We start from the raw sequence: 25,510 nt of genomic DNA on the forward strand, positions 1-25,510 counted from the left end.
GAGCCTGCTGGAGATCCAACTCCGACGTGCAGCCGCGGCCCCTTTTCCTGGTCGCGGATGCGCGCAGTAGTCGCGTTCAGCCGGCAGCTGTGAGAATCAACGGACGGCCCTCGGTGACCGCGATCGTGTGCTCGCTGTGGGAAGTGCGCGAACCATCCGCAGAACGGATCGTCCAGCCGTCGGGGTCATAGACGATCTGGTCGGTCCCGGCAGCGAACCATGGCTCGAGGGCCAACGTCAGGCCCGGGCGAAGCTTCATCCCGCGACCTGCGCGCCCTCGGTTGGCCACGTGCGGGTCCTCATGCATGGTCCGACCCAAGCCGTGGCCGCCGAACTGTGTGTTGATGCGGTATCCGTAGGCGTCCGCGACTGTATCGATCGCTGCCGAAATGTCGCCAAGCCGGTTGCCGGGTCGCGCGGCGGCGATGCCGGCGGCCAGCGCCTCCTCGGTCGCCGCGATAAGCCGAAGATCCTCGGCCCGTGCCCGCCCGACCACGATCGTGCGCGCCGAATCGGCCACCCAACCGTCGATCGACACCGCGAGGTCCATGGTCAGCACGTCGCCATCTCGGAGGGCGTAGTCATGCGGGAGCCCATGGAGCACAGCATCATTGACCGATAGACAGATCACATTGCGGAACGGCCCACGACCGAAGTCGGGTGCGTAATCCCAGTAGCACGACACCGCACCGCGCCGATCGATCAGTTCGCGGGCCCGCATTTCAAGATCGAGCAGGTTGACGCCGGGCCGCGCCCGCGACGCCAGATCATCGAGCAGCTCGGCAATGAACGCGCCGGTGACGCCCATCGCCGAAACCTCCTCCGGGGTCTTCAATTCGACCACCGATACACCTCCACATTTCTATCGACTGGTATTAAAATACCATCGATAGCAGGTATTTTCATACCGGTATTCGCGCTAGACTTGGCCGATGGTCCGACTCCCGCTCAGTCCCGAACAGCTCGCCGCCGGAAAGCGCCTCGGCGAGGTCCTTCGACAAGCGCGCGGTGAACGAACCCTGGTCGATGTCGCCGAGGCCGCGTCGATATCCCCGGAGACGCTTCGCAAGATCGAGACCGGCCGCATGGCCACCCCAGGGTTTCACACCATCGCCGCGCTCGCGCGCACCTTACCGGTGTCGCTGGACGAGCTCGCGGATATCTATCTGCCGCAGAACGGCTTTCAACAGGTCGGCTGAGTACCCGACGGGCTGACACCTGTCGCCAACCCGCGCCGCCTGCAGTAGATCCGACTCCGTTCTGTGTTCCCCACCCTCAATCCAGGTCGGATCTACCGAAAGTAGCGGGATCCAGCTCGACCGTGTGACGCTACTCGTCCGCCAGCGTCCCGAGCACCCGCATGAACGCCGCAGCCTGCGACTCGGTCAGGCCCGCCGCTGCCGACCGTAGTGGGCCCAGCACCGGCGCGAAGAACGCCTCACCCATCCGCTTTGCGGATGCGGTCACCTGCAACCGTGTCCGGCGACGGTCGCTGCGGTCGGGCACGCGGGTCACGCGCCCCGCGGTCACCATGCGGTCGACGAGCGCGGTGGCCGATGCCGGACTGATCGACAGCTGCTTACCCAACCACCCGGGAGTTGCCGCCATTCCGGCGCGCTCGGCGTCGAGCAGCGCCACCAGCGCCCGAACATCGGTGGGATGCAGCGAATTCGCCTCACCGAAGGCCGCTACCTGCCGGTGATAGTCGAAGGCGAACCGCCGCAGGGCGTGAATCAGTCGGTCGGGGTCGTCCACCTTGACGAGCATACCGATCAATGTTTCGATAGTCGAATATTTCGACAATCGAAAGGATTGCGATGGTCGACGCCCTCATCGACGACTACTTCCACAGCCCGGAAGGCATTGAATTCTGTGCCCGCTACCGGGCGGCCTGGTCGACCGCCGACACCAACCTCAGCACGACAGTCATCGAATCCGACTGGGCCAGAACACATATCACTTGCGCCGGCGATGCGAACGACGATGCCATCCTCCTGCTTTCGGGTAGCGGCGCGACATCCGCCGCGTGGGCGCATGCCGTCGGACCACTGACGAAGGCCGGGTACCAGGTCATCGCACCGGACATCCCCGGCGAGCCCGGACTGAGCGTGCGTCACGAGGCGCTGGCGGCTGTTCCCGATCTGTCCGCCTGGTTGGGGGACCTACTGGACCAGATGCGGATTCGACGAGTGACGCTCGTGGGGCACTCCTACGGCGCCATGGTGGCCACGGCCTGTGCGGTCGGCCATCCGGAACGTGTCGCGAAACTGGTTCTCTTGGATCCGAACTCGGTCTTCTCTCCGATCGCACCACGCGCCGCACTGCGGGCGATTCCGCTCCTCTGCAAACCAAACGGGCGGCGGCTCAGATCGTTCTACAACTGGGAGACGCGCGGTGTCGCCCTGGATCCCACCTGGATGTACCTCGCCGAATACGCTGCCGACTCGTTTCCGGCGCGCCGACCGCTGGTGCCGCGCAAGCTGGATCTGGCGCGCTTGAACATACTCGCCCAACCGGTGTCGGTGATTCTGGCCGAACACAGCCGCTATCACGACCCCAAGAAGGTGTACCGAGCCGTCCTGGACGTCGTCCCGACCGCCCACGTGGTGACCATCGCCGGCGCATCGCACCATATGCTCCCGCTGCAGCCCGCGCCGGATGTCAACAACGCGATCATGGCCGCCCTCGACGGCTGACGGCTACCAGACGTCGCCGACCCGCCAGTCGGCGGTGAGGTCGGTATCGAGATCCAGTGCGACCGAGTCGGTCTCATAAATCATCACGGCCCCGCGATCCTCCTCGGTTGCGACGATGCCGTCCGGCGTCGATGCCCAGAGCGGTCCGCGCCAGACCTGCCAGCCGGCCCGCCGGTACACCGGCAACCCCTGCTCAGTGGCGCACAGCGCGCCGAAATCGTAGGCACGCGTGATGATGTCGTTGATCTCCGCGACCATCGATGACGCCACGCCCTGGCCGCGCGCAGCCGTGTCGACGGCCACTCCTTCGATGTAGCCGACGCGCTTCGGGGTGCGCTGCGGACCGACCATGAGGTGTCGCTGCACGATGCACGAATGACCGATCAGCCGGCCGTCGTCACTCTCGGCCATGAGGTGCAGCCCGCCGAGCCCGTGGTCCCAGTCGGCGTCGGTGAAGCCCTCGACGAACACCGATGTGAGAAATCCCCGCAGGTGCTCTCGCTCCTGCGGGGATAACTCGAAGGTATGAACTCGCCTGAGTATCAGTGCTTCTCAGGTCCGGTGTGGTACTCGAATACGAGGCCGCTGACGGCGGCGACGATGAACACTGCGCACACGGCGACCAGCCAGAAGTTCGACATCGCGAACGCGACCGCCAGGGCGGCGGCGCCGAACGCGATCACGATCGGCCACCAGCTGTGCGGGCTGAAGAAGCCCAGCTCGCCCGAGCCGTCGCTGACCTCGGCCTCTTCGTAGTCCTCCGGACGGATGTCGACGCGGCGGGCGACAAAGCGGAAGTAGGTGCCGATGATCAGCGTCAGACCGCCGGTCATCACCATCGCGGTGACGCCGACCCACTCGACATGCTTGCTGGAAAGGCCAGTGCTCACGCCGTAGCCGATCGAGCAAACGAACATGAAGACGGTCAATACCTCGAAGAGCCGTGCCTCGAGCTTCATCTCTGTTCTCCTAGTCTCGCGCTACTTGACCTGGTCGCCACGACGCGTGTCGAACGGGTGCGTGGTGGTCGCGTACGGGGCCTGACCGATCGCCTGCAGCGCCTGGGCATTGGTCGCATCCGGGTGGTCCTTGCGGAACGCGATGTACGCCTGGAAGTCCTGCCAGCTGACGGCGCGAACCTCGAAGTTCATCATCGAGTGGTAGGTACCGCACATCTCGGCGCAACGGCCGACGAACGCGCCTTCCCGATCGATCTTGGTGATCTGGAACCGGTTGTCGGTGTGGTTCTGCTTCGGGAACGGCATGACGTCGCGCTTGAAGAGGAACGACGGCACCCAGAACGAGTGGACGACGTCCGCGGACGCGATGTCGAACTCAATGCGCTTGCCGGTCGGGAGCACCAGGACCGGGATCTCGTCCGAGCTGCCGACCGTCTCGATCTTGTCGAACTTCAGGTAGTCGCGGATCTCATCCGAGCGACCGTTGTCCGGCTCCGGATGCTCCTCTTCGTTCTTGGCGACCTCGACGGTGTGGGCGGCCTGCACCTCGAACGGGTTGCCGTTGTGGTCAAAGCCGTTGTACGGACCCGAATCCAGGCGCACCTGGTTGTAGCCGAACTTCCAGTTCCACTGGAAGGCAGTGACATCCACCGTGACGACCGGGTCTGCCTTCTTCGCCTCGACCTTGTTCTGCACGATGATCGTGAAGTAGAAGAGCACCGCGATCGCCACGAAAGGAATTGCGGTGTAGACCAATTCGAGCGGCACGTTGTAGGCGGTCTGCCGCGGGAACTCCGGCGAGCCGGCCTTCTTGCGGTGGAACGTGATGGTCCAGAACACGAGGCCCCAGACGATGATGCCCATGACCAGGGCCGCGATGACCGACCAGGTCCACAGGTGCTGCATGTCCTTGGCCTCCGGGGTGATCCCCTCCGGCCAACCGAAGCGCATGGCTTCCTGAGCGCTACATCCCGACATCAAGAGAGCAGCAAAACCGAGTGCGGCCACCGCACCGAGCTGCTTGAGCCTGCGGCTCTTGCGCGACGGGCCCTTGTTCGACCTGGATGCCCGCGTCGATGCCACCGCATCACCGTGTGCCAATTTCACGCCTTCCTGCCTGGTAAACCACGCAAACCTGCCGCCTGACCGCGCCTGTCCACCGACGTCGGTCAGCAGACGCCAGCACAGTCGTGGCCATGTACTACGCAGCGTAGACCAAACGGCGCACAGAATTGTGCCCGGGTCCCCAGGTCGCGCGACCGTGTTGGATACCTGCCCGCGGCGCCCTCCCCGCCGCGGGCGAAGGTGTCTCGGCCGGCCCTGTGCGGCATACTCGCGTCGAACCATTTCAAAGCGGAAACGAGGCGATTCGGGCGTGTGTGGGCTGCTGGGACTGTTGACTGCCGATGGATCGGCAGCTGATGCGGTAGACGCTGTCTCCGCGGCGTCGCACTGCATGCGCCATCGCGGTCCCGACGACCCGGGCACCTGGAACGACGCCGACATCGTCCTCGGCTTCAATCGCCTGTCGATCATCGACATCGAACATTCCCACCAGCCGCTGCGCTGGGGACCGCCGGAGAACCCGGATCGCTACGCGCTGGTCTTCAACGGCGAGATCTACAACTACCTGGAGCTGCGCGAGCAGCTGGCCGCCGAGGAAGGCGCGCGGTTCTTCACCGAGGGCGACGGCGAGGCCGCGGTCGCGGCGTTCCATCATTGGGGCCCGGACGGCGTGCGCCGGCTGCGCGGCATGTTCGCGATCGCGATCTGGGACACCCAGGAACGCAGCCTGTTCCTGGCGCGCGACCCCTTCGGCATCAAGCCGATGTTCCTGGCCCACGGTCCGCGGGGACTCGCGTTCGGCAGCGAGAAGAAGAGCCTGCTGGAGCTGCTCGGCCTGCTGGAGATCCCCGCCGACCTCAGCGAGCGCGCCACCGAGCACTACACGGTCCTGCAGTACGTGCCCGAGCCCGAGACTCTGCACGCCGGGATCACCCGGCTCGAATCGGGCAGCTACGCGACCCTGACCCCGGGTGCGCCGCCGCAGTTCTACCGCTACTTCAACCCGCAGTTCCCGATCCGGCCGTTCACCGTTGACGGGGCGCAGAGCCGCTACGACGAGATCGCGGGCGCCCTGCGCGATTCGGTCGCCAAGCACATGCGCGCCGACGTCACGGTCGGCTCGTTCCTGTCGGGCGGTATCGACTCGACCGCCATCGCGGCTCTGGCGATCCAGCACAATCCGGACCTGCTGACGTTCACGTCGTCGTTCGAACGCGAGGGTTACTCGGAGGCGGACGTGGCGGCCGAGACGGCCGCGGCGATCGGCGCCAAGCACTTCATCCGCACCGTGAGTCCCGAGGACTTCGCCGGCGCGATCCCCGAGATCGTCTGGTACCTCGACGATCCGGTGGCCGATCCAGCGCTGGTGCCCCTGTACTTCGTGGCGATGGAGGCCCGCAAGCACGTCAAGGTCGTGCTGTCCGGAGAGGGCGCCGATGAGCTGTTCGGCGGCTACACCATCTACAAGGAACCGTTGTCGCTCAAGCCGTTCGACAAGATGCCGTCGGGCATGCGGCGGCTGGCCGGCCAGGTGTCCGATCGGATGCCGGAGGGCAAGCGCGGCAAGAGCCTGCTGCATCGCGGCTCGCTGCCGCTCGAGGAGCGCTACTACGGCAACGCCCGCAGCTTCGACGACGCCCGGCTGCGGGCCGTCCTGCGCGACTATCGCCCGGAGTGGACGCATACCGATGTCACCGCGCCGATCTACGCGATGAGTCAGGGCTGGGATCCGGTGGCGCGCATGCAGCATCTGGACCTGTTCACCTGGCTGCGCGGCGACATCCTGGTGAAGGCCGACAAGATCACCATGGCCAACTCCCTGGAGCTGCGGGTGCCGTTCCTCGACTCCGAGGTCTTCAAGGTCGCCCAGGAACTGCCGACCGACCAGAAGATCGCGAACGGCACCACCAAATACGCGCTGCGCCGGGCGCTGGAGCAGATCGTCCCCGGCCACGTGCTGCACCGCAAGAAGCTGGGATTCCCCGTGCCGCTACGGCATTGGCTCGCCGGCGACGAGCTGTACGACTGGGCCGCCGGCATCATCGCGAACTCGCAGACCGACCACATCTTCGACAAGTCGGCGGTATCGGCGATGCTCGCCGAGCATCGGGCCGGGACCGTCGACAACAGCCGTCGCCTGTGGACCGTGCTGGTCTACATGATCTGGCACGGCATCTTCGTCGAGAACTCGATCGTGCCGAACATCCAGGACCGCAGCTACCCCGTCCGGCTGTAGCCGGGCGGGTGGCCGCGAGCGGCGGTTCCTAGAGGATCGCCGCGATCTCGGTGGCCGCATCGTCGCCGTAGGCGCCGGCCAGCCGGGTGCGCACCTCGACCAGATCCCACGACCAGGTCTGCGTCCCAACGGTTTCCAGCACCAGCACGGCCACCATCGAGCCGAGCTGCGCGGCGCGCTCGTACGACAGGCCGGCACCCAGCCCGATGAGGAACCCGGCCCGGAAGGCGTCGCCGACGCCGGTCGGATCGACTCGGTCGTTCTCCGGGACCACGCCGACATGGGTCCGCGTGCCGTCCCGGTCGACGATCTCGACGCCGTCCTTGCCGAGGGTGGTGACCCGGACGCCTACCTGGGCGGCGACGTCGGCGTCGGACAGGCCCGACTTCTGCTTGAGCAGCCCGTACTCGTATTCGTTGGTGAACAGGTACGCCGCGCCTTCGATCAGCTCGCGCACCTGCTCGCCGTCCAGCCGCGCCAGCTGCTGCGACGGATCGGCGGCGAAGGGCAGGTCGAGCTCCCGGCAACGGCGGCTGTGGACCGCCATCGCCTCGGGATCGTCGGCGCCGACCAGCACCAACTCGGGCCGACCGTGCTCGGCGGCCAGGTCGGCCAGCGAGATCTCCCGCGCCTCGGTCATCGCGCCGGCGTAGAAGCTGGCCAGCTGCGCCATCTCGTCGTCGGTGGTGCACATGAATCGGGCCGTCTGCTGGGTCTCGGACACCCGCACGCCGGCGCAGTCGACGCCATGCGACTCGAGCCAGGCGCGGTATTCGCCGAAGTCCGCGCCCACCGCGCCGACCAGCATCGGCGAGCCACCCAGAACACCCATCGCGAACGCGATGTTGCCGCCGACGCCGCCGCGCCGGATCACCAGATCCTCCACCAGGAAGCTCAGCGAGATGTGGTCGAGCTGTTCGGCGACAAGCTGTTCGGAGAACTTGCCGGGGAACTTCATCAGATGGTCGGTGGCGATCGAGCCGCAGATGGCGATGGTCACGGTGGAAGTTCCCTTCATCAGGCAATACAGCAGGCACACAGAAACGGACCGCCCCCGGAGTTCCGGAGACGGCCCGTTGATACTAAATAGCGCTTGTCAGTTGAACGAATCGCCGCAGGCGCAGCTGCCGGTCGCGTTCGGGTTATCGATGGTGAAACCCTGCTTCTCGATGGTGTCGACGAAGTCGATGGTCGCGCCCTGGACGTACGGGGCGCTCATCCGGTCGACGGCCAGCTTGACGCCGCCGAAGTCCTGGGTGAGGTCGCCGTCGAGGGTGCGGTCGTCGAAGAAGAGCTGGTAGCGCAGGCCGGCGCAGCCGCCCGGCTGCACGGCGATACGCAGCGCCAGATCGTCGCGACCCTCCTGGTCGAGCAGGGTCTTGGCCTTGGCCGCGGCCGACTCACTCAGGATGACGCCCGTGGCGCCCACCTCGGTGGTCGTGGTGTCGGACTCGTTCTGCACGGTCATTGAGGGTCTCCCATCTGTGGCGTTCCGCGGTCTTTCCACGCCCGCAGAACACAGGTACGTCTGCTGCAACGGTACTCCAATCGGGGCTATTCCCGGCTATCCGGCATCGGTGCCGCCGGACCGCGCGTCCAGTCCCGCCGCTCCTCGGCCTACGCCGTCGCGGCGGCCCGCGACGATCGTCGCCACCAGCGAGAGGACCGCCAGCACGGCGACCACGATGTTGAGCGTCATGCCAGCGGGATACAGGCCCCACTCGTTGGCCGCGAAACCCTGTCCGACCACGGGAAACGAAATCGCGAGATAGGCGACGACGAAGTAGGCGGAGGTGACCTCGGCGCGTTTGCCGGTCGGTGCCGCCTCGACCAGGGCGGCTAGACCCTTGCTGAACGAGAGGCCCTGTCCGACGCCGACGACCAGCGCCCCCGCGGCCATCAGCCAGATCGATTTCAGCGCCAACGCCCCGATGAGGACGATCACGCCGACGACGAGAATCGCGCAGCCGGCGATCAGGGCCCGCTCGATGGCCACCGTGCGGCCGGCGAGCTGACTGACCGCCGAACAGACGAAGACGGCCGCCACCAGGCCGCCCACCACCGCATGGTTGTGCACGTCGAGGATCTCCGACAGGAACGCCGGCGCGACCGCGCTGAAGGAGCCCAGCACGGCGAATCCGGCGGCCGCGGCGATCGACGTGCGCAGGAACACCCCGCGCAGCCCGTCCGGAACCGCGAGCGGCTGGATGGACAGGCGCCGGGAGCGGGCGGCGACCGGCTCGGTGATGAACCAGGTGCCGATGCCGGCAGCGGCGAGCAGCGCCAGGTCGACGACGAACGGCGTATGCAGCGGCGCCGGACCGTATTCGGCGAGGAATCCGGTGACGAGCGGCCCCAGCCCGAGCCCGCCGATGTTGGCGGCCGTCGCCACGGCCGGCGCCCGATGCTGCCAAGACGGTGGCGCCAGTTCGATCACCGCGGCCGTCGCCGTCCCCGCGTAGATGCCGGCGGCCAGCCCGGACAGCACCCGTCCGACCATCAGTTGCCAGACCGGTCCGGCCGTGACGAAGACCAGTGCACTGGCCAACGACAGGGCGATGCCGGCGAGCAGCATCGGTCGGCGGCCGACCACATCGGACCAGCGGCCGCAGACGATCAGCGCCGCGATCACCCCAGCCGCGTAGACGGCGAAGATGATCGTGGTGGTCAGCACGCCGAAATCGAGTTCGGCCGAGTAGAGCGCATACAGCGGCGTCGGGATCGTGGTGCTCGCCATCACCACGGTGAACGCGTACACGACGGTCGCGAACCCTCTTCGCGAGCTCATGGGAGTCACCGTAGTCAGTGGTCGGCGAATGCGGCCTCTATCCAGTTGCTGAACTCGCAGGCCAGATGCCACCGATGCTGGGCGACCAGATACGGCGGAGTGAACCGCGGGAACTCTACGGACAGACGCGCATGGAACCCGTTCTCCTCGTCACGAAATTGGTGCCGGACTCCGCCGATCACCAGTCCGCTCTCGTTCTGAGCCGCCCCAGCGGCCTCCACGGGAAATGCCGGGTCGCGCAATGTAGTCAACGACGCGGTGGCCTCGTAATCGACGAGGAAGCGCGTAGCCAGCGGGCTGCCGCCAGTCGTCTCGACCACCTCCTGGCGCCCATCGGCGACGGTATCGATCAGAAAATGATCCGGGTGCGCGCCGATCATGCTGCGGGCGTAGTCATCTCGCGACGTATCGGTGAACCAATCGGCGAACGCCGCCGCACTGCCGACGGCCACATGCAGATCGCAGCTGCTGATCACGCAGCGCCCGGCGGACATCCGGGTCATTGCCCGCGCGGTGAAATCGGTGAGTCTGATGTCGCGGGCCAGACGTCGCCGAATCTCGCCCGCGCCGAGTTCCAGCTTGGCATCAGCGAACGCGGTCTTCTGCCGAGCAAGATCCCCAGCGGGAGTAGATAGACCGATCTTCCGCGCCGCCGCGGGGATCCGCGCGGCCTCCCACCCGAAGACATCGTCACGCGAAATCTCACGTCCCTCGATCACGGTGGTGATGGTCGGCATTTCATTCGTCATGCTTGTCCTTGTAGTCACTAAAGCATCTATAGTTGCTTTTATATTCGGTTCCGGCATCCCCCGTCAAGAGTCCTGCGACACTGAACCGGTGACCGACGCGGACCCTTCGCCCCGACCTCGCCCCGGCGGTCGTTCCGCTCGCGTAGTGGCGGACGCGCATACGGCGACGCTCGAACTGCTTGAGGAAGCCGGCTACGAACAGCTGAAACTGTCGGATGTGGCCAGGCGTGCGGGGATCAACAAGACGACGGTGTATCGCCGGTGGCCGACCAAAGCCTCGCTCGTCACGGACCTCCTCGCGGGCTTCACACGCGTGAAAGTCGCAACCCCCGATACCGGCTCACTGCAGACCGATCTCGAACAACTGCTCGCGGGTATCGCCGACACGCTGGGCAACCGCGCTGTGCGAGCGGTTCTGCACGGCGCCCTGAGCGGGGCTGATGACGACGACATCCGGATCGCGCAGGCCGCGTTCTGGGAGGAACGGTTCCGACGCAGTGGTGATGTCGTCGAAAAGGCAATTGCACGTGGGGATCTCCCGCCCGGCACCGATCCGCGGGCGCTACTCGAGATGGCCTCGGGCCCGATCTATTTCCGTGCGCTGTTCACCATCGACCCGGTAACGCAGGCATATATCGCCGATGTCGCCGGTCGAACCGTGCGTGCTTTCGCCTAGGGCGAGCCCCGATGGCGCTCGCGTCACCGGTCAGCGGCCACCCGTCGTGCCAGCTTTTCCAGCTGCGGGCCGGCCTCGGCCATCGCCGCGTCAACCGACCCCGCCGACTCCACCAGGCTGTACGCCTCGACGATCCCGGCCGCCGCCAGCTCGTCGGGGGTCAGTGTGTTCTGCCCGACCAGCGCCACGACCGCCACGCCGTGACCGGTCAGCGCGGCGATCACCTTGCCCTGCAACGTCTGCCGATCCAGGCGGCCCTCCCCGGTCAGGATCAGGTCGGCCCGGGCCAGCGCGGCGTCCAGGCCGGTGAGCTCGGCGACGACCGCGGCCCCGGGCACGATGCGGGCGCCGAGCGCGAGCAGCGCCGCGCCGATCCCGCCGGCCGCGCCCGCGCCGGCGCGTTCCGCCACCGGGCCCGAACCATCCGACAGCTGCTGCAGCGTCTGCGCCCACTGATCCAGCCGATCGGCCAACGCCGCGACCGTCTCGGCATCGGCGCCCTTCTGCGGCCCGAATACCGCCGCCGCGCCCGCCGGACCACTCAACGGATTCGTGACGTCGGTGGCCGCCACCAAGTCGATGCCGGCGAGCCGCGATCGCACCGCGTCGATTCCGCCCAACGCGTCGATCATTCCCCGGCCGCCATCGGTCGTGGCGCTGCCGCCCAGGCCGACGACCACCCGCCGTGCGCCGGCCGTCAGTGCCGCGTCGATCAGCTCGCCGACCCCGAACGTCGTGGCCTCCCAGGCGGTCTGCGGACTGGGCGACAGCAGGTGCAACCCGCAGGCCTGTGCCGATTCGACGTAGGCGGTGCCCGATCCCGCGTCCCACAGCCAGCGGGCCGGCGTCGGCGCACCGAGCGGACCGGTGACCGTGGCGTCGCGCACGGCGCCGGTCGCGGTGGCAAGCGTGTCGATGAATCCGGGCCCGCCGTCCGACTGCGGCGCGAGCGTCACCGCATCGGCCGGACGCGCCGCCGACCAGCCGCTCGCGATCGCGCGAGCGGCCTGGGCGGCGGTCAACGTGTCGCCGAACGAGTCCGGGGCGACCACGACCGATAGCGGGTCGCGCTGCATCCACGCAGTGTAAGGACGGCGACGCGGGCACGCCGGATGAGCACGACGACCAGGCGCGGAACAGTCCGCCGCGGTCCCATAAGCTGGAGGTCGTGAAGATGCCCTGGCAGAAGGATGAGGACGACGCGTCCAGCGACGCGGCCGTGGACATCGCCGACGTTCCGGCGGAGACCGAGCCCGAGAAGAAGTCGGCATTTACCGAGGGCAAGGGCCGTCCTACCCCGAAGCGACGTGACGCCGAGGGTCGTCGACGCGGCCCCATCGCGCCCGCCCCGCAGACCCGCGCCGAGGCTCGGGCCCGCAAGAAAGAGCTCAAGCAGGCAAGCAAGGCCGCCGGGCTGACCAAAGAGCAGAAGCGCGAGCTCTCCGACAAGCGCCGAGAGGCCCGCAACGACTCGCGCGAGCGGATGATGGCCGGTGACGAGAAGTACCTGCTGCCCCGCGACCAGGGCGACGTGCGCCGCTACGCCCGCAACCTGGTCGATTCGCGCCGCAACTTCGCCGGCATGTTCATGCCGTTCGCGATCGTGCTCATCGTCGTGATGTTCGTGCCGGCACTCGCCGGTTGGGTCACCATCGGCATGCTGATCTTCGCCGTGTTCTGCGCGATCGACTCGGTCATCCTGGGCCGGATGGTGAGCAAGCGGGTGCACGAGCGGTACCCGAACTCCACCGACGGCGGCTGGCGACTGGGCTGGTACTGCTTCACCCGCGCGATGCAGCTGCGGCGCATGCGCGCCCCGCGGCCACAGGTCAAGCCCGGCGAAGCGGTCTGACGGCGTGCGGACGCTGGTGCTGGGCGGCATCCGCTCGGGCAAATCCGCGCATGCCGAATCTCTATTGAGCGGGACGGGCCCGACCCGCTACATCGCCACCGCGCAGACCCCCGCGACTGGCGACCCCGAGTGGGCGGGCCGCATCGAGCAGCATCGCCGCCGCCGCCCGACCAGCTGGACGACCGTCGAGACCAGCGATCTCGCCACCGCGCTGCGTACCGACACCTCCCCCACGCTGATCGATGATCTCGGCGGATGGGTCAGCGCCGTCTACGACGATGCCGGCGCCTGGGAGAACGACGCCTTCGATTTCGACCGCCACATCGCCGAATTGAGTTCGGCGGTCGACGAATTCGGCGGCGATCTGGTGATCGTCAGCGCCGAGGTGGGACTCTCGCTGGTAGCCCCGACCCCTGCCGGTCGACGCTTTCAGGACGCGCTCGGCGCGGCCAATCAGGCCATCGCCGCCGTTTGCGATCAGGTGATCTTGGTGGTCGCCGGACGCGCCGTGACGATCAGCTCGGAAGCCATCGGCATCGAATCCGGTTCGGCCGCTGCGGATTCGGCCCCGACTGCGGCTGCCGCCGTCACCCCGGCTGCCGCTGCCGGCACTGCCGTTGCGTCGCCTAGCCGCAGCGCCGAGGATATCTCCGGCGCCGAACAGTTCGATCCGATCCCGGTACCCGACCAGGCCGCGCTCGTCGCCGCCCGGGAGCGACAGCTGCAGCTGACCAAGCCGCCCGGCGCGCTGGGTCGGCTGGAAAACATCGCCAACTGGATCGCGTCCTGCCAGGGCACCTGTCCCCCACAGCAATTCGAGAAGCCGACGGTGGTCGTCTTCGCCGGCGACCACGGCGTCGCCGCGTCCGGCGTCTCGGCGTTTCCGCCCGAGGTCACCGCTCAGATGGTCGCCAACTTCGCTGCCGGCGGCGCGGCCGTCAACGTGCTGGCATGCCGCGCCGGTGCGATCGTCCGGGTCGAAGACATCTCGGTGGCCACCGATACCGATTCGACGTTGTCGCGCTACAAGATTCGCAAGTCCAGCGGCAACCTCGCCGTCGAGGACGCACTGACCAAAGAAGAGGTTCTGCGCGCCATCGCAGCGGGCCGAGCGATCGCGGACGAGCAGATCGACTCGGGCGCCGACCTTCTCATCGCGGGTGAGATGGGTATCGGCAACACCACGCCGGCAGCCATCATCATCGGCCTGATCACCGGCAACGAGCCGGTCGTCGTGGTCGGTCGCGGCACCGGCATCGACGACGCCGGCTGGGCACGCAAGACCGCCGCGGTGCGCGATGGCATGCGTCGTGCCCGACCCACCTATCGGATCCCCACCCAGCTGCTGCAGCGCGTCGGCGGTGCCGACATCGCGGCGATGGCGGGCTTCCTCGCCCAGGCATCGCTGCGGCGCACCCCGGTGATCCTCGACGGCGTGGTCGTCACCGCGGCAGCACTGATCGCACAGGACCTGGCACCCAACGCTTCTCGCTGGTGGCTGGCCGGGCATCGGTCCGCCGAGCCGGCGCACGGCATGGCGCTGTCCTATCTCGAGCTCGAGCCGGTCCTCGAGATGTCGATGCGGCTCGGCGAGGGCAGCGGCGCGCTGACGGCGTTGCCGATTGTGCAGGCCGCCGTCGCGACGCTCGGCGAGATGGCCACCTTCGGCGATGCCGGAGTGAGCGACGCCGAACCGTCCGCCGAGTAATAGTCCGATGACGAGTCCGCTGCGTGCCGCCTGGCTGGCGACCTCATGGCTCACCGTCGTCCCCGTGCCGCAACCGAAGTCGGCGCCGACGCGGCGCGATGGCGGCGCCGCCCTCGCCGCCACCCCGGTCGTCGGCATCGCGCTCGGCGCCGTGCTCGCCGCGCTTGCGTATGGGCTGTCGCGGACGGATCTGCCGACCTTGATGATCGGCCTCTTGCTGGTCACGATCGCCGCCGCGCTGACCCGTGGCATGCACCTCGACGGATTGGCCGACACCGCAGATGGTCTCGGTTGTTTCGGCCCGCCGGAACGGGCCCAACAGGTGATGCGCGAGGGCTCGGTCGGACCGTTCGGTGCGGCGACCCTGGTGCTGGCCATCGCGATTCAGGCGACCGGCTTCGCCGCGCTCACGGATCACGGACACTGGCTGCAGCTCGGCTACGCCGTCGCGATCGGCAGGGTGGCAGCCGTGCTCACGGCCCGGTCATCGCTGAAGCCGTTCAGCGACAATGGTTTCGGCGCGTTGGTGATCGGCACGCAACGCGTCTCCGCGATCCTTTGGGTAGTCGCGGCGATCGCCGCCGGCGCCGTGATCGACCTCGATCAGCCGTGGCGCGGACCTGTGATCACCGCCGTCGTCCTCGCGATCGTCTGGGCGTTCGGCGCGCACTGCGCGCGCCGGTTCGGCGGCCTTTCCGGCGACACGCTCGGCGCCTCGATCGAAATCGCCACCGCCGCAACCCTCTTCGGCCTCCTGGCTTAGCGCTTGTAGAGCTCCGTCATCCACCCGTGGGTATCGGCGAAAGTCCCGCGCTGGATACCGGTCAACGTGTCGCGCAGCGCCATCGTCACCGCGCCCGGCTCGCCACCGGCGATCGTGTACTCGCCGTCGGCGCCCTTGACCCGCCCGACCGGGGTGATGACCGCGGCGGTGCCGCAGGCGAACACCTCGGTGATCTCGCCCGACGCGGCGCCCTCGCGCAGCTCGTCGGTGCTGATCTTGCGTTCGGAGACGCCGAACCCGGCGTCGGCGGCCAACTGCAGCAACGATTCCCGGGTGATACCCGGCAGCAGTGATCCGGACAGTTCCGGGGTGACCAGGCGCGCGTCGGCGCCGGAACCGAAGACGAAGAACAGGTTCATCCCGCCCATCTCTTCGATGTAGGTGCGCTCGATCGCATCAAGCCAGACGACCTGGTCGCACCCCTCCTCCGCGGCCTGCTGCTGTGCCAGCAACGACGCCGCATAGTTGCCGCCGAACTTGGCGTCACCGGTGCCGCCGGGCGCGGCCCGCACGTATTCGGTCGACAGCCAGACGCTCACCGGCTTCACGCCGCCGGAGAAGTAGGCGCCCGCGGGCGAGGCGATCAGAATGTAGCGGTACGACTTCGCCGGCCGAACGCCCAGCCCGGCCTCGGTGGCGAACATGAAGGGGCGCATGTAGAGCGACGCCTCGCTGCCGCCTTCGGGCACCCACTCGTTGTCGGCCTCCAGCAGCGCCCGCAGGGATTCCAGGAACAGCTCGTCCGGCAGCGGCGGCATCGCCAGCCGCGCGGCGGAACGACGCATGCGCGCAGCGTTGGCCTCGGGTCGGAAGCTGGCGATGGCCCCGCTGGGCTGCCGGTATGCCTTGAGGCCCTCGAAGATCTCCTGCGCGTAGTGCAGCACCATCGCCGACGGATCGAGCGCGATCGGGCCGTAGGGCGTGACCTTCGCCGAATGCCAGCCACGATCGGCGTCGAAATCGATGCTCACCATGTTGTCGGTGAAGTACCGGCCGAAGCCGGGGTTCGCCAGAATCTCGGCCCGCTGTACCTCGGGCACGGGATGCGGGTGCTCGGTACGGGTGAATTCCAACGAGCTCGATGTCATCGGCCCATCGTATCGGTCCGGAACGAGCGGCCCGTGGGCCGCCTTACGTGGTCAGCTGGTGTGCGCCGACACGAACGGCGGCAGGACGACCTCGCATTCGAGCGCCCGACCACGCACGTCCAGTTCGACGCGGTCGCCCTTGGCCACCTCCGCCGAACTGTCGATCAGGGCCAGCGCGATGCCCTGCTTGAGGGTCGGCGAGAAGGTTCCCGAGGTCGTGACGCCGATGTCGACGCCGTCGCGACGGACCGTGCAGTCAGCCCGCGGCACGCCCCGGCCGACGGCCTTCAGACCCCACAGCTTGCGGACCGGACCCGCGTCCTTCTCGGCGAGCAGCGCGTCCCGGCCGAAGAACGACTCCTTCTTCCAGCCGACCGCCCAGCCGCACCGCGCCTGGACCGGCGTGATGTCGACGGACAGCTCGTGGCCGTGCAGCGGATAGCCCATCTCGGTGCGAAGGGTGTCGCGCGCACCGAGACCGGCGGGCTGGCCGCCCGCCTCGGTGACGACCGGCAGCAGCGCCTCCAGCACGGCGGCGGTGTCGTCCCACGGCGGCAGCAGCTCGTAGCCGTGCTCGCCGGTGTACCCGGTGCGGCACACGCGGATCGGAATCGCGCGGCCGTCGACCGTCAGCTCGGCGTCGGCGAACGACATGTACTCCAGTTCGGTGGGCAGCCCCAGCGCCGACAACACGTCGGCGGACTTCGGCCCCTGTACGGCGAGCACGCCGAAGTCGCTGTGCCGGTTGGTGACCGTGATACCGGCCGGTGCCGCGGCGGCGAGCGCGCCGACGACCGCCGCGGTGTTGGCCGCATTCGGGATCAGGAAGACGTCGTCGTCGGCCACCCAGTAGGCGATGAGGTCGTCGATGACGCCGCCGGACTCGTTGGTGCACAGCGTGTACTGCGCCTTGCCCGCGGCGATCTTCGACAGGTCATTGGTCAGGCAGGCGTTCACGAAGTCGGCCGCGCCCGGTCCGGTGACGGACGCCTTGCCGAGATGGCTGACATCGAAGACGCCTACGGCCTCGCGGACTGCCGTGTGCTCCGCCACCGTTCCCGCATAGGACACCGGCATGTCCCAACCGCCGAACTCGGCGAAACTCGCCCCGAGGGCGCGGTGGAATTGGTCGGCGGGACCCAGAAGCAACGACTCAGACATGCCGAGAACGGTACCGCGCCCCGAATGAGGCGAGCGGGCGGAATCGGCTCGCGCCTAGTATCGGCTCCGGAGTCATTCGGAGAATCCGACCACCATCGATACGAGCGGAGCGAGCGTGCGCGACAACCTGATCCCGGACCTGACGGCAACGACGAATCTCGAGGCTGCCGACGTACTGGTGATCGGGCTGATCACCGCCGACTCCGAGACCGAGGACGGCGAGCCCACTCTGGCCATCGGCACCGACCTGCTGTCGGACGCGCAGGCCGAGGCGCTCAGCACCGCGCTGACCGCGGTCGGCGCCAAGGGTTCGGACGGCGAGGTCACCCGGATTCCGGCCCCGGCCGACCTGCCGGTGCGCGCGGTCCTGGCCGTCGGACTCGGCGATGCCGACGCCCTCGACGCCGACCCGCACCGCCGCGCCGAGAAGGTGCGTCGGGCCGCCGGCAACGCAGCCCGCTCGCTGACCGCCGGCGAGTCGGTGGTGAGCACCCTGTCGACGGTCGATCTGGCCGGTGCCGCCGAGGGGTTCGCCCTGGGCGCCTACCGTTTCGACGAATTCCAGGCGAAGAAGTCCGAGCCCGTCAGCGCAGTCGCCCTCGTCTCCGACGATGCCGACGCCGCGGCCACCGTCGCCCGGTCGGCCGCGATCGCGCGAGCCGTCTGCGTCGCCCGCGACTTCGTGAACACCCCGCCCAGCCATCTGTACCCCGATGAATTCGCCACCCGGGCAGCCGATCTCGCCAGCGCGTCGGGCCTGGAGGTGGAGATCCTGGAAGACGAGCAGCTCCGCGCGGGCGGCTACGGCGGCATCGTCGGGGTCGGCAAGGGCAGCTCCCGGCCGCCGCGGCTGGTGCGCCTGACCTACACCCCCGCCTCGCCCGCCGACCCGAAGTCGGTCGCGCTGGTCGGCAAGGGCGTCACCTTCGACACCGGCGGCATCTCGATCAAGCCGGCCGCCGGCATGGAGGCGATGACCTCCGACATGGGCGGCGCTGCCGCGGTGATCGCCGCGACCGTGCTCGCTGCCGACCTGCAGCTGCCGGTCCGGGTGACCGCCACCGTGCCGATGGCCGAGAACATGCCGTCGAGCACCGCCCAGCGCCCCGGCGACGTGCTCACCCAGTACGGCGGAACGACGGTCGAGGTGCTCAACACCGACGCCGAGGGCCGGCTGATCCTGGCCGACGCCATCGTCCGGGCCTGCGAAGACGAGCCCGACTACCTCATCGACACCGCCACGCTCACCGGAGCGCAGATGGTCGCGCTCGGCACCCGCACCCCGGGCGTGATGGGCACCGAGGAGTTCCGCGACCGCGTCGCCGCGCTCTCCCGGCAGGCCGGCGAGAACGGCTGGGCGATGCCCTTCCCCGAAGAGCTGCGCGCCGACCTGAAGTCGCGGGTCGCCGACCTGGCCAATGTCACCAACCATCGGTGGGGCGGCATGCTTTCGGCTGGCATCTTCCTGCGCGAGTTCGTCGCCGACGGCGTGCAGTGGGCGCATGTCGACGTCGCCGGCCCGGCGTTCAACCAGGGCGGCGGCTGGGGCTACACCGGCAAGGGTGGTACGGGCGTACCGGTTCGCACCATCACCGCGGTCATCGAAGACATCGCCGCGAACGGCTGACCCGGAGGGCGCCGGACGCGACGACAAGCCGGACCGACAGCACACGGTGATGCGTCCACTGAACGGGCCTGGCCGTGGCGTGCGGCACAGGGCATCCGAGTAGGGTTTGCGGGGGTGCCGACAAACCGCGCGCGCCAGAGCGTGAACCGGTACAACAGACCTGAACCGGTACACCGATCAGACCGACACTGAACTAGGAGCCCACACATGGCCTTCTCCGTCAAGATGCCCGAGCTTGGTGAAAGCGTCACCGAGGGCACCGTCACTCGCTGGCTCAAGCAGGAGGGCGACACCGTCGCGGAGGATGAGCCATTGCTGGAGGTCTCGACCGACAAGGTCGACACCGAAATCCCGTCTCCGGCTGCAGGTGTGCTCACCAAGATCGTCGCCCAGGAGGACGACGTGGTGGACGTGGGTGGCGAGCTGGCCCTGATCGGCGACGCCGGCGAAGCGGCCCCCGCTGCGCCCGAGGCCGCTCCCGAATCTGCCCCGGCCGCGGCCGAGGCCCCCGCCGCCTCCGAGGCGCCCGCGGCTTCGGCTGAGCCCGCCGACGCTGCTCCGGCCGCCCCGGCACCGGCCGCTGCGGCATCCGGAACCGACGTGACGATGCCCGAACTCGGCGAGTCGGTCACCGAGGGCACCGTGACGCGCTGGCTGAAGGCCGTCGGCGACACCGTCGCCGAGGACGAGCCCCTGCTGGAGGTCTCGACCGACAAGGTCGACACCGAAATCCCCTCTCCCGCAGCAGGTGTGCTGCTGGAGATCTCCGCGGCAGAGGATGCCGTGGTCGAGGTTGGCGGCAAGCTCGCCGTGATCGGCGACGCGTCGGCGGCACCCGCCGACGCCCCGGCGGCCCCGGCTCCCGCCGCAGCCCCCGAACCTGCAGCCGAGCCGGCCCCGACTCCCGAGCCGGCCGCCTCAGCGCCCGCGCCTGCAGCACCGGCCCCGACGCCTGCCCCGGCTCCCGCAGCCGCCCCGGCGGCAGCGCCTGCCGCGAGCGACGCGGAGCCGAACGACATGCAGTCGACGCCCTACGTCACTCCCCTGGTGCGCAAGCTCGCCGCGGAGAACAACGTCGATCTGTCGACGGTGAAGGGCACCGGTGTCGGCGGTCGCATCCGTAAGCAGGATGTGCTCGCCGCCGCGGCCCCCGCAGCACCTGCCGCCGCTCCGGCCGCAGCTGCCGCACCGGCGGCCCCCGCCGCTGCCGCCAAGGAGGTCCGACCGGAGCTGGCCGCGCTGCGCGGTACCACCGCGAAGATCAACCGCATCCGGCAGATCACCGCAAAGAAGACCCGCGAGTCGCTGCAGGAGAGCGCGCAGCTGACGCAGGTGTTCGAGGTCGACATGACCAAGATCGCGGGGCTGCGCACCGCCGCCAAGGCCGGTTTCAAGGCCAACGAGGGCGTCAACCTGACGTTCCTGCCGTTCTTCGCCAAGGCCGTCGTCGAGGCGCTGAAGGTGCACCCGAACGTCAACGCCTCGATCGACGAGGCCGCCAAGGAGATCACCTACCACGGCAGCGTCAACCTCGGCATCGCCGTCGACACCGAGCAGGGCCTGCTCTCGCCGGTGATCCACAACGCGGACGACCTGTCGATCGCCGGCCTGGCCCGCGCCATCGCCGACATCGCCGACCGTGCCCGCAACGGCGGGCTGAAGCCGGACGAGTTGGCCGGTGGCACGTTCACCATCACCAACATCGGCAGCCAGGGCGCGCTGTTCGACACCCCGATCCTGGTCCCGCCGCAGGCGGCGATGCTCGGCACCGGCGCGATCGTCAAGCGCCCGGTCGTCATCACGGACGCCGACGGCACGGAATCCATTGGCGTGCGGTCGATGTCATACCTGCCACTGACCTACGATCACCGGCTGATCGACGGCGCCGACGCGGGACGCTTCTTGACCACCGTCAAACGCCGTCTCGAAGAGGCCGCGTTCGAGGCCGATCTGGGGCTGTAAGCCATGCGGTTCGACAGCGCCCGACATGACAGCGGCCCGGTCGAGATCCGCTGGGTCGGCCAGGTCGACTACCAGGAGATGTTCGACCGTCAGCACGAGCTGGCGACCGCACGCGCCGACGGCACGCTCGATCACGATGTGCTGCTCCTACTGGAACACCCCGCGGTGTTCACGGCGGGGCGGCGCACCGAGGACGCCGATCGGCCCAGCGACGGATCGCGGGTCATCGACGTCGATCGCGGCGGCCGGATCACCTGGCACGGCCCCGGACAACTGGTCGGCTATCCGATCGTCCGGCTCTCCGAGCCGATGGATGTCGTCGACTACGTGCGGCGGATCGAGCAGGCGCTGATCACCATTTGCGGTGAGCAGGGTCTGTCGACCATGCGCGTCGAGGGCCGCTCCGGTGTATGGGTCGACTCCGATCCCGCGACCGGTCGGCCGCAACGGAAGACAGCGGCGATCGGTGTCCGCGTGGCCCGCGGGGTCACCCTGCACGGCTTCGCGCTCAACTGCGATCCGGACCTGACCGACTTCGGTCGGATCGTGCCGTGCGGCATCCCGGACGCCGGCGTCACCTCGCTCTCCCAGGAGCTGGGACGCACGATCACCATCGACGACGTACGCGATCGGCTCGCCGAGCTGGTCGTGGACGCCCTTGACGGACGACTGCCGGTGACCGCCGGCGGCGTAGCATTTGCTCAGTGAGTACCGAGCCCATGACTGCACAGACCGCCCCCGATGGCCGCAAGCTCCTGCGCTTGGAAGTCCGCAACGCCCAGACGCCGATCGAGCGCAAACCGTCGTGGATCAAGACCCGCGCCAGCATGGGTCCGGAATACCGCGACCTCAAGGGCCTGGTGAAACGCGAAGGGCTGCATACGGTCTGCGAAGAGGCCGGCTGCCCCAACATCTACGAGTGCTGGGAAGACCGCGAGGCGACGTTCCTGATCGGCGGCGAGCAGTGCACCCGGCGCTGCGACTTCTGCCAGATCGACACCGGCAAGCCCGCCGAACTCGATCGCGATGAGCCGCGGCGCGTCGCCGAGAGCGTGCAGGCGATGGGTCTGCGCTACTCGACGGTGACCGGCGTGGCCCGAGACGATCTGCCGGACGGCGGAGCCTGGCTGTACGCCGAGACGGTGCGCGAGATCAAGCGGCTCAACCCGAATACCGGCATCGAGCTGCTGATCCCCGACTTCAACGCCGACCCCGACCAGCTGGCCGAGGTGTTCGGCTCCCGGCCAGAGGTGTTGGCGCACAACGTCGAGACCGTGCCACGGATCTTCAAGCGGATCCGCCCGGCATTCCGGTACCAGCGCAGCCTCGACGTCATCAGCGCCGCCCGTGACGCCGGTCTGGTGACCAAGTCGAACCTGATCCTCGGCATGGGCGAGACGCCGGAAGAAGTGACCGAGGCGATGGCCGACCTGCATGCCGCGGGCTGCGACATCCTGACGATCACCCAGTACCTGCGGCCGTCGCCGCGGCATCATCCGGTCGACCGCTGGGTCAAGCCGGAGGAGTTCGTCGCGCATTCGGACGAGGCGCAGCGCCTCGGGTTCGCCGGGGTGATGGCCGGCCCGCTGGTGCGGTCGTCGTACCGCGCCGGTCGCCTGTACGCCCAGGCGATGGCGCATCACGGACGAGCGATCCCGGAGTCGATGGCCCACCTCGCCGCCGAAGGCACTGCCGCACAGGAGGCGACGGCCGTCCTGGCCCGCCAGCCCGCGAGCTAGCTCGCCGCCCGGGGAAGCCGCAGCGCTTCACCGCCGGTCGGGTGCTGCTGTACAGGCAGTATCCTGTCTTCTATGGCGAAAGCTCCCGACGCATCCAAAGAGGCCAAGAAGGCCGCCAAGGCCGCCCGCAAGCAGGCCTCGCGCGATCAGCGCAAGCAGCTGTGGCAGGCGTTCCAGATGCAGCGCAAAGAAGACAAGCTGCTGCTGCCGTTGATGATCGGCGCCTTCGTGCTGATCGTCGCGATCTTCGTGCTGATCGGCGTGTTCGCGGGCCTGATGGTGTTCCTGATCCCGCTCGGCATCATCCTCGGCGCCCTCGCGGCGTTCGTGATTTTCGGCCGCCGGGTGCAGAAGACGGTGTTCACCAAGGCCGAGGGCCAGGCCGGCGCCGCCGGCTGGGCGCTGGACAACATGCGCGGCCAGTGGCGCGTCAAGCAGGGCGTCTCCGGAACCGCTCAGCTGGACGTCGTGCACCGGGTGATCGGCAAGCCGGGCGTCATCCTGGTCGGCGAGGGCTCGTCGGCGCGCGTGAAATCGCTGTTGGCGCAGGAGAAGAAGCGGGTCGCCCGGGTGGTCGGCACCACGCCGATCTACGAGGTCATCGTCGGCAACGACGAGGGCCAGGTGCCGCTGAAGAAGCTCGAGCGCCACGTCATGAAGCTGCCGAACAACATCAATCGCGATCGCATCGATCAGCTCGAGGGACGTCTCGATGCGCTCGGTGGACGCGGCGCCGCCGCCGGCATGCCGAAGGGCCCGATGCCGCAGGGCGCCAAGATGCGCAACATCCAGCGCGCCGCAAAGCGCCGCTAGCCGGTTGCCGGCTGCTTAGTCGGTGATCAGATGGGCGGTCGGCAAGGCAGCAGGCGGCCCGCAATAGTGCGGTTCTATGCGGGCCGACTGATAACGCAGCCGGGCGTTCATCTGGCGCCGACTAACTCCCGAAAACTCCGATGGAGTTGCCATACGACGCCAGCTGCTGCGGGGTGCCGTTGAAGCGGTTCAGGTCGACGGCCGCCGGGATACCGGGCAGCCGGCCGTTGTCGGTGTACTGCCAGAACGTCCAGGTCTGCCAGCCGCCGTTCGGCATCACCGGGGCGCCGCCGTTGTTGTACGACGCGATCCACAGCGGATGATCGGCGAAGGCGTGGCTGCCGGCCATCGCCGTGTTCCAGAACCGCGGATACGTGTAGATGATCGTCTTACGACCGGTGATGGATTCGAGCGTGCCGAGGAACTGCGATAGCCACCCGCTCAGGGCTGCCGGCGCCAGCCCGCCGCTGGATTCGAAGTCGATCACCGGGGGCAGATCGAGCGGACCGTTCTGCCCCAGCACCATCCCGGCATAGAACAGCGCCTGCGCGACGGGATTCTGGCTCGGATCGGCGTAGTGATAGGTGCCGCGGATCAGGCCCGCCGCCCGCATCACCAGACAGTCGGGGACGAAGAACGGGTTGACGTAGTTCAGCGACTCGGTGGCCTTGACCATGGCGATCTGCTGACCGGAGGCCCGCACCGCGAACCAGTTGATGGACGCCCCGCCCGGATGCTGATAGCTCGCCACGTCCGGCCCGGCGGGCGTCGCCGTCGCCACCGCCCCGCCCGAGACCACCACCGTGCTCGCCACCGCAATCGCTGCAGCGCTGAGCATCATTCTGTTTCTTCTGCTCCCCATAGCGGGTGATGTTAATCGTGATACGACCGTGACGCACGGTAAATCTTTGCACTCTAGTGCCAGATGAGTGCATTGCGTGGGACGCCTGGATTTAGCGTGTCAGCACCAGAGCGGTCTGCGTGGCGCGGTCATGCAGCCCGCGTCCGTCCAGGTCATTGATCAGCGGCGGGATCATGAACACGATCAGGATCTGCCGCGCCAGGGCCCGCACGATCCCCACGTGGGCGGCGCCGTCGACTCGGGCCACCCGCAGGCCCGCGGCGAATTGCCCCGGGGTGAACCCGAACAGCGTCACGCAGAAGACGCCGACCGCGAACCACACCCCGAGGATGAGGGTGGAAAACGTCGACGACATGAAGCCGACGGCCATGCCGCAGATGATCGAGCAGCCGAACCAGTCGAGGAAGATCGCCCACACGCGCTTGCCCGAACGTGCCAGCGCACCCGGGCCCGATTCCGGCAGGCCCAGCGACTGACCGCGATACTGGTCGGTGCTCGGACGCCGATCCGCCGCGGCCTCGGGTCCGGAGAGCCAGGAGCCCAGCATGCGGCCCATGCCGCCGGAGCCGCTCGATTCGGGCCCGCTGGTGTCGCCTGGTCTGGAACTGTCGGCCATAACCAACATCCTACGGTCGGGCCGTGTAACACTCCTGAAACATTTGGTTAGTTGGGGAGCAACGTCTGCCCCATAATGTGGCCCCAGCGGCTGATGACAGCGGCCAGAACGGCCCGGGGCGTGTTTGGG

At 68.3% G+C, this 25,510-nt stretch carries 26 protein-coding genes; 12 read left to right on the forward strand and 14 right to left on the reverse strand.

All coding sequences use genetic code 11. The features are described from left to right. Window positions 1–76: 76 nt before the first annotated feature. A complete protein-coding gene (map, locus tag G341_RS0115405; protein WP_018180057.1) occupies window positions 77–844 on the reverse strand; it encodes a type I methionyl aminopeptidase in 768 nt (255 codons plus the stop codon). Between the two features lie 88 nt (window positions 845–932). Here map and G341_RS0115410 point away from each other — a divergent pair, with 88 nt between their 5' ends. Next, a complete protein-coding gene (locus G341_RS0115410; RefSeq protein ID WP_018180058.1) occupies window positions 933–1,199 on the forward strand; it encodes a helix-turn-helix domain-containing protein in 267 nt (88 codons plus the stop codon). A 130-nt stretch (window positions 1,200–1,329) separates the two neighbouring features. Here G341_RS0115410 and G341_RS0115415 read toward each other — a convergent pair whose 3' ends face one another. Then, window positions 1,330–1,767, reverse strand: coding sequence for a MarR family winged helix-turn-helix transcriptional regulator (locus tag G341_RS0115415; protein ID WP_018180059.1), 438 nt, complete (start codon window positions 1,765–1,767; stop codon window positions 1,330–1,332). Window positions 1,768–1,817: 50 nt separating this feature from the next. On the opposite strand from G341_RS0115415, the gene G341_RS22235 reads away from it, so the two are divergent. Next, a complete protein-coding gene (locus G341_RS22235) occupies window positions 1,818–2,696 on the forward strand; it encodes an alpha/beta fold hydrolase (RefSeq protein ID WP_018180060.1) in 879 nt (292 codons plus the stop codon). Between the two features lie 3 nt (window positions 2,697–2,699). Here G341_RS22235 and G341_RS0115425 read toward each other — a convergent pair whose 3' ends face one another. From G341_RS0115425 to ctaC, 3 genes are all read right to left on the reverse strand, one after another. Further along, window positions 2,700–3,167, reverse strand: coding sequence for a GNAT family N-acetyltransferase (locus G341_RS0115425; RefSeq protein ID WP_018180061.1), 468 nt, complete (start codon window positions 3,165–3,167; stop codon window positions 2,700–2,702). Between the two features lie 71 nt (window positions 3,168–3,238). Next, complete coding sequence (locus G341_RS0115430) at window positions 3,239–3,655, reverse strand: cytochrome c oxidase subunit 4 (RefSeq protein WP_018180062.1); 417 nt, start codon at window positions 3,653–3,655, stop codon at window positions 3,239–3,241. A gap of 21 nt (window positions 3,656–3,676) precedes the next feature. Beyond that, complete coding sequence (ctaC, locus tag G341_RS0115435; protein ID WP_440716927.1) at window positions 3,677–4,738, reverse strand: aa3-type cytochrome oxidase subunit II; 1,062 nt, start codon at window positions 4,736–4,738, stop codon at window positions 3,677–3,679. A gap of 292 nt (window positions 4,739–5,030) precedes the next feature. Between ctaC and asnB the strand changes: the two genes are divergently transcribed. Further along, a complete protein-coding gene (gene asnB, locus G341_RS0115440; protein ID WP_026303739.1) occupies window positions 5,031–6,956 on the forward strand; it encodes an asparagine synthase (glutamine-hydrolyzing) in 1,926 nt (641 codons plus the stop codon). A gap of 28 nt (window positions 6,957–6,984) precedes the next feature. On the opposite strand, the gene G341_RS0115445 is transcribed toward asnB, so the two are convergent. From G341_RS0115445 to G341_RS0115460, 4 genes are all read right to left on the reverse strand, one after another. Beyond that, a complete protein-coding gene (locus G341_RS0115445) occupies window positions 6,985–7,956 on the reverse strand; it encodes a carbohydrate kinase family protein (RefSeq protein WP_026303740.1) in 972 nt (323 codons plus the stop codon). A gap of 96 nt (window positions 7,957–8,052) precedes the next feature. Continuing rightward, window positions 8,053–8,424 carry a HesB/IscA family protein gene (locus G341_RS0115450; protein ID WP_018180066.1) on the reverse strand — a complete coding sequence of 124 codons (372 nt, stop codon included), beginning with the start codon at window positions 8,422–8,424 and terminating at the stop codon, window positions 8,053–8,055. 96 nt (window positions 8,425–8,520) lie between these two features. After that, window positions 8,521–9,744, reverse strand: coding sequence for an MFS transporter (locus G341_RS0115455; protein ID WP_018180067.1), 1,224 nt, complete (start codon window positions 9,742–9,744; stop codon window positions 8,521–8,523). A gap of 14 nt (window positions 9,745–9,758) precedes the next feature. Further along, window positions 9,759–10,493, reverse strand: a complete 735-nt coding sequence (locus G341_RS0115460) for a hypothetical protein (protein WP_155826989.1) — start codon at window positions 10,491–10,493, stop codon at window positions 9,759–9,761. 88 nt (window positions 10,494–10,581) lie between these two features. On the opposite strand from G341_RS0115460, the gene G341_RS22240 reads away from it, so the two are divergent. After that, window positions 10,582–11,169, forward strand: a complete 588-nt coding sequence (locus G341_RS22240; protein ID WP_043451650.1) for a TetR/AcrR family transcriptional regulator — start codon at window positions 10,582–10,584, stop codon at window positions 11,167–11,169. A gap of 23 nt (window positions 11,170–11,192) precedes the next feature. Here the strand turns inward: G341_RS22240 and G341_RS0115470 are convergent, their stop codons facing one another. Continuing rightward, window positions 11,193–12,245, reverse strand: coding sequence for a glycerate kinase family protein (locus G341_RS0115470; RefSeq protein WP_018180070.1), 1,053 nt, complete (start codon window positions 12,243–12,245; stop codon window positions 11,193–11,195). 92 nt (window positions 12,246–12,337) lie between these two features. On the opposite strand from G341_RS0115470, the gene G341_RS0115475 reads away from it, so the two are divergent. From G341_RS0115475 to G341_RS0115485, 3 genes are read left to right on the forward strand one after another with little or no spacing between them, the layout of a single operon-like run. Beyond that, a complete protein-coding gene (locus G341_RS0115475) occupies window positions 12,338–13,021 on the forward strand; it encodes a DUF3043 domain-containing protein (protein ID WP_018180071.1) in 684 nt (227 codons plus the stop codon). A 4-nt stretch (window positions 13,022–13,025) separates the two neighbouring features. Beyond that, window positions 13,026–14,729: a nicotinate-nucleotide--dimethylbenzimidazole phosphoribosyltransferase gene (gene cobT, locus G341_RS0115480; RefSeq protein WP_018180072.1), complete on the forward strand. Its 1,704-nt coding sequence runs from the start codon at window positions 13,026–13,028 to the stop codon at window positions 14,727–14,729. A gap of 7 nt (window positions 14,730–14,736) precedes the next feature. Then, a complete protein-coding gene (locus G341_RS0115485) occupies window positions 14,737–15,492 on the forward strand; it encodes an adenosylcobinamide-GDP ribazoletransferase (RefSeq protein ID WP_018180073.1) in 756 nt (251 codons plus the stop codon). On the opposite strand, the gene G341_RS0115490 is transcribed toward G341_RS0115485, so the two are convergent. Further along, on the reverse strand, window positions 15,489–16,601 hold the full coding sequence (locus G341_RS0115490) for a branched-chain amino acid aminotransferase (RefSeq protein WP_018180074.1): 1,113 nt from the start codon (window positions 16,599–16,601) through the stop codon (window positions 15,489–15,491). The two genes, G341_RS0115485 and G341_RS0115490, sit on opposite strands and share 4 nt — an antisense overlap. Window positions 16,602–16,652: 51 nt before the next feature. Further along, window positions 16,653–17,762 carry a glycine cleavage system aminomethyltransferase GcvT gene (gene gcvT, locus G341_RS0115495; RefSeq protein ID WP_018180075.1) on the reverse strand — a complete coding sequence of 370 codons (1,110 nt, stop codon included), beginning with the start codon at window positions 17,760–17,762 and terminating at the stop codon, window positions 16,653–16,655. A 115-nt stretch (window positions 17,763–17,877) separates the two neighbouring features. On the opposite strand from gcvT, the gene G341_RS0115500 reads away from it, so the two are divergent. From G341_RS0115500 to G341_RS0115520, 5 genes are all read left to right on the forward strand, one after another. Further along, window positions 17,878–19,389, forward strand: a complete 1,512-nt coding sequence (locus G341_RS0115500) for a leucyl aminopeptidase (protein WP_018180076.1) — start codon at window positions 17,878–17,880, stop codon at window positions 19,387–19,389. Between the two features lie 207 nt (window positions 19,390–19,596). Next, the gene (gene sucB, locus G341_RS0115505; RefSeq protein WP_018180077.1) at window positions 19,597–21,351 is read left to right on the forward strand and encodes a 2-oxoglutarate dehydrogenase, E2 component, dihydrolipoamide succinyltransferase; all 1,755 of its coding nucleotides are present in this window, start codon (window positions 19,597–19,599) and stop codon (window positions 21,349–21,351) included. Window positions 21,352–21,354: 3 nt separating this feature from the next. Beyond that, a complete protein-coding gene (gene lipB, locus G341_RS22245) occupies window positions 21,355–22,059 on the forward strand; it encodes a lipoyl(octanoyl) transferase LipB (RefSeq protein WP_018180078.1) in 705 nt (234 codons plus the stop codon). 11 nt (window positions 22,060–22,070) lie between these two features. Beyond that, window positions 22,071–23,090, forward strand: coding sequence for a lipoyl synthase (gene lipA, locus G341_RS0115515; RefSeq protein WP_018180079.1), 1,020 nt, complete (start codon window positions 22,071–22,073; stop codon window positions 23,088–23,090). Window positions 23,091–23,162: 72 nt separating this feature from the next. Continuing rightward, window positions 23,163–23,903 carry a DUF4191 domain-containing protein gene (locus G341_RS0115520; RefSeq protein ID WP_018180080.1) on the forward strand — a complete coding sequence of 247 codons (741 nt, stop codon included), beginning with the start codon at window positions 23,163–23,165 and terminating at the stop codon, window positions 23,901–23,903. Window positions 23,904–24,024: 121 nt separating this feature from the next. On the opposite strand, the gene G341_RS0115525 is transcribed toward G341_RS0115520, so the two are convergent. Together G341_RS0115525 and G341_RS0115530 are read right to left on the reverse strand one after the other, a co-directional pair. Beyond that, entirely contained in the window at window positions 24,025–24,744 is a 720-nt protein-coding gene (locus tag G341_RS0115525) for a glycoside hydrolase family 25 protein (protein ID WP_018180081.1), read from the reverse strand. A 112-nt stretch (window positions 24,745–24,856) separates the two neighbouring features. After that, window positions 24,857–25,321, reverse strand: a complete 465-nt coding sequence (locus tag G341_RS0115530) for an RDD family protein (RefSeq protein WP_018180082.1) — start codon at window positions 25,319–25,321, stop codon at window positions 24,857–24,859. Window positions 25,322–25,510 lie beyond the last annotated feature (189 nt).

It is taken from the genome of Jongsikchunia kroppenstedtii DSM 45133, from assembly GCF_000380485.1.
Taxonomy (GTDB): domain Bacteria; phylum Actinomycetota; class Actinomycetes; order Mycobacteriales; family Mycobacteriaceae; genus Jongsikchunia; species Jongsikchunia kroppenstedtii.

Coding starts and splice junctions, on each gene's coding strand:
- G341_RS0115450 (WP_018180066.1), bottom strand. CDS start 8,424: ATGACCGTGCAGAACGAGTCCGACACCACGACCACCGAGGTGGGCGCC.
- gcvT (WP_018180075.1), bottom strand. CDS start 17,762: ATGTCTGAGTCGTTGCTTCTGGGTCCCGCCGACCAATTCCACCGCGCC.
- G341_RS0115470 (WP_018180070.1), bottom strand. CDS start 12,245: ATGCAGCGCGACCCGCTATCGGTCGTGGTCGCCCCGGACTCGTTCGGC.
- G341_RS0115415 (WP_018180059.1), bottom strand. CDS start 1,767: ATGCTCGTCAAGGTGGACGACCCCGACCGACTGATTCACGCCCTGCGG.
- lipA (WP_018180079.1), top strand. CDS start 22,071: ATGACTGCACAGACCGCCCCCGATGGCCGCAAGCTCCTGCGCTTGGAA.
- G341_RS0115530 (WP_018180082.1), bottom strand. CDS start 25,321: ATGGGCCGCATGCTGGGCTCCTGGCTCTCCGGACCCGAGGCCGCGGCG.
- G341_RS0115430 (WP_018180062.1), bottom strand. CDS start 3,655: ATGAAGCTCGAGGCACGGCTCTTCGAGGTATTGACCGTCTTCATGTTC.
- G341_RS0115520 (WP_018180080.1), top strand. CDS start 23,163: ATGGCGAAAGCTCCCGACGCATCCAAAGAGGCCAAGAAGGCCGCCAAG.
- G341_RS0115485 (WP_018180073.1), top strand. CDS start 14,737: ATGACGAGTCCGCTGCGTGCCGCCTGGCTGGCGACCTCATGGCTCACC.
- G341_RS0115525 (WP_018180081.1), bottom strand. CDS start 24,744: ATGATGCTCAGCGCTGCAGCGATTGCGGTGGCGAGCACGGTGGTGGTC.
- G341_RS0115460 (WP_155826989.1), bottom strand. CDS start 10,493: ATGACGAATGAAATGCCGACCATCACCACCGTGATCGAGGGACGTGAG.
- G341_RS0115490 (WP_018180074.1), bottom strand. CDS start 16,601: ATGACATCGAGCTCGTTGGAATTCACCCGTACCGAGCACCCGCATCCC.
- G341_RS22235 (WP_018180060.1), top strand. CDS start 1,818: ATGGTCGACGCCCTCATCGACGACTACTTCCACAGCCCGGAAGGCATT.
- lipB (WP_018180078.1), top strand. CDS start 21,355: ATGCGGTTCGACAGCGCCCGACATGACAGCGGCCCGGTCGAGATCCGC.
- sucB (WP_018180077.1), top strand. CDS start 19,597: ATGGCCTTCTCCGTCAAGATGCCCGAGCTTGGTGAAAGCGTCACCGAG.
- G341_RS0115455 (WP_018180067.1), bottom strand. CDS start 9,744: ATGAGCTCGCGAAGAGGGTTCGCGACCGTCGTGTACGCGTTCACCGTG.
- G341_RS0115410 (WP_018180058.1), top strand. CDS start 933: ATGGTCCGACTCCCGCTCAGTCCCGAACAGCTCGCCGCCGGAAAGCGC.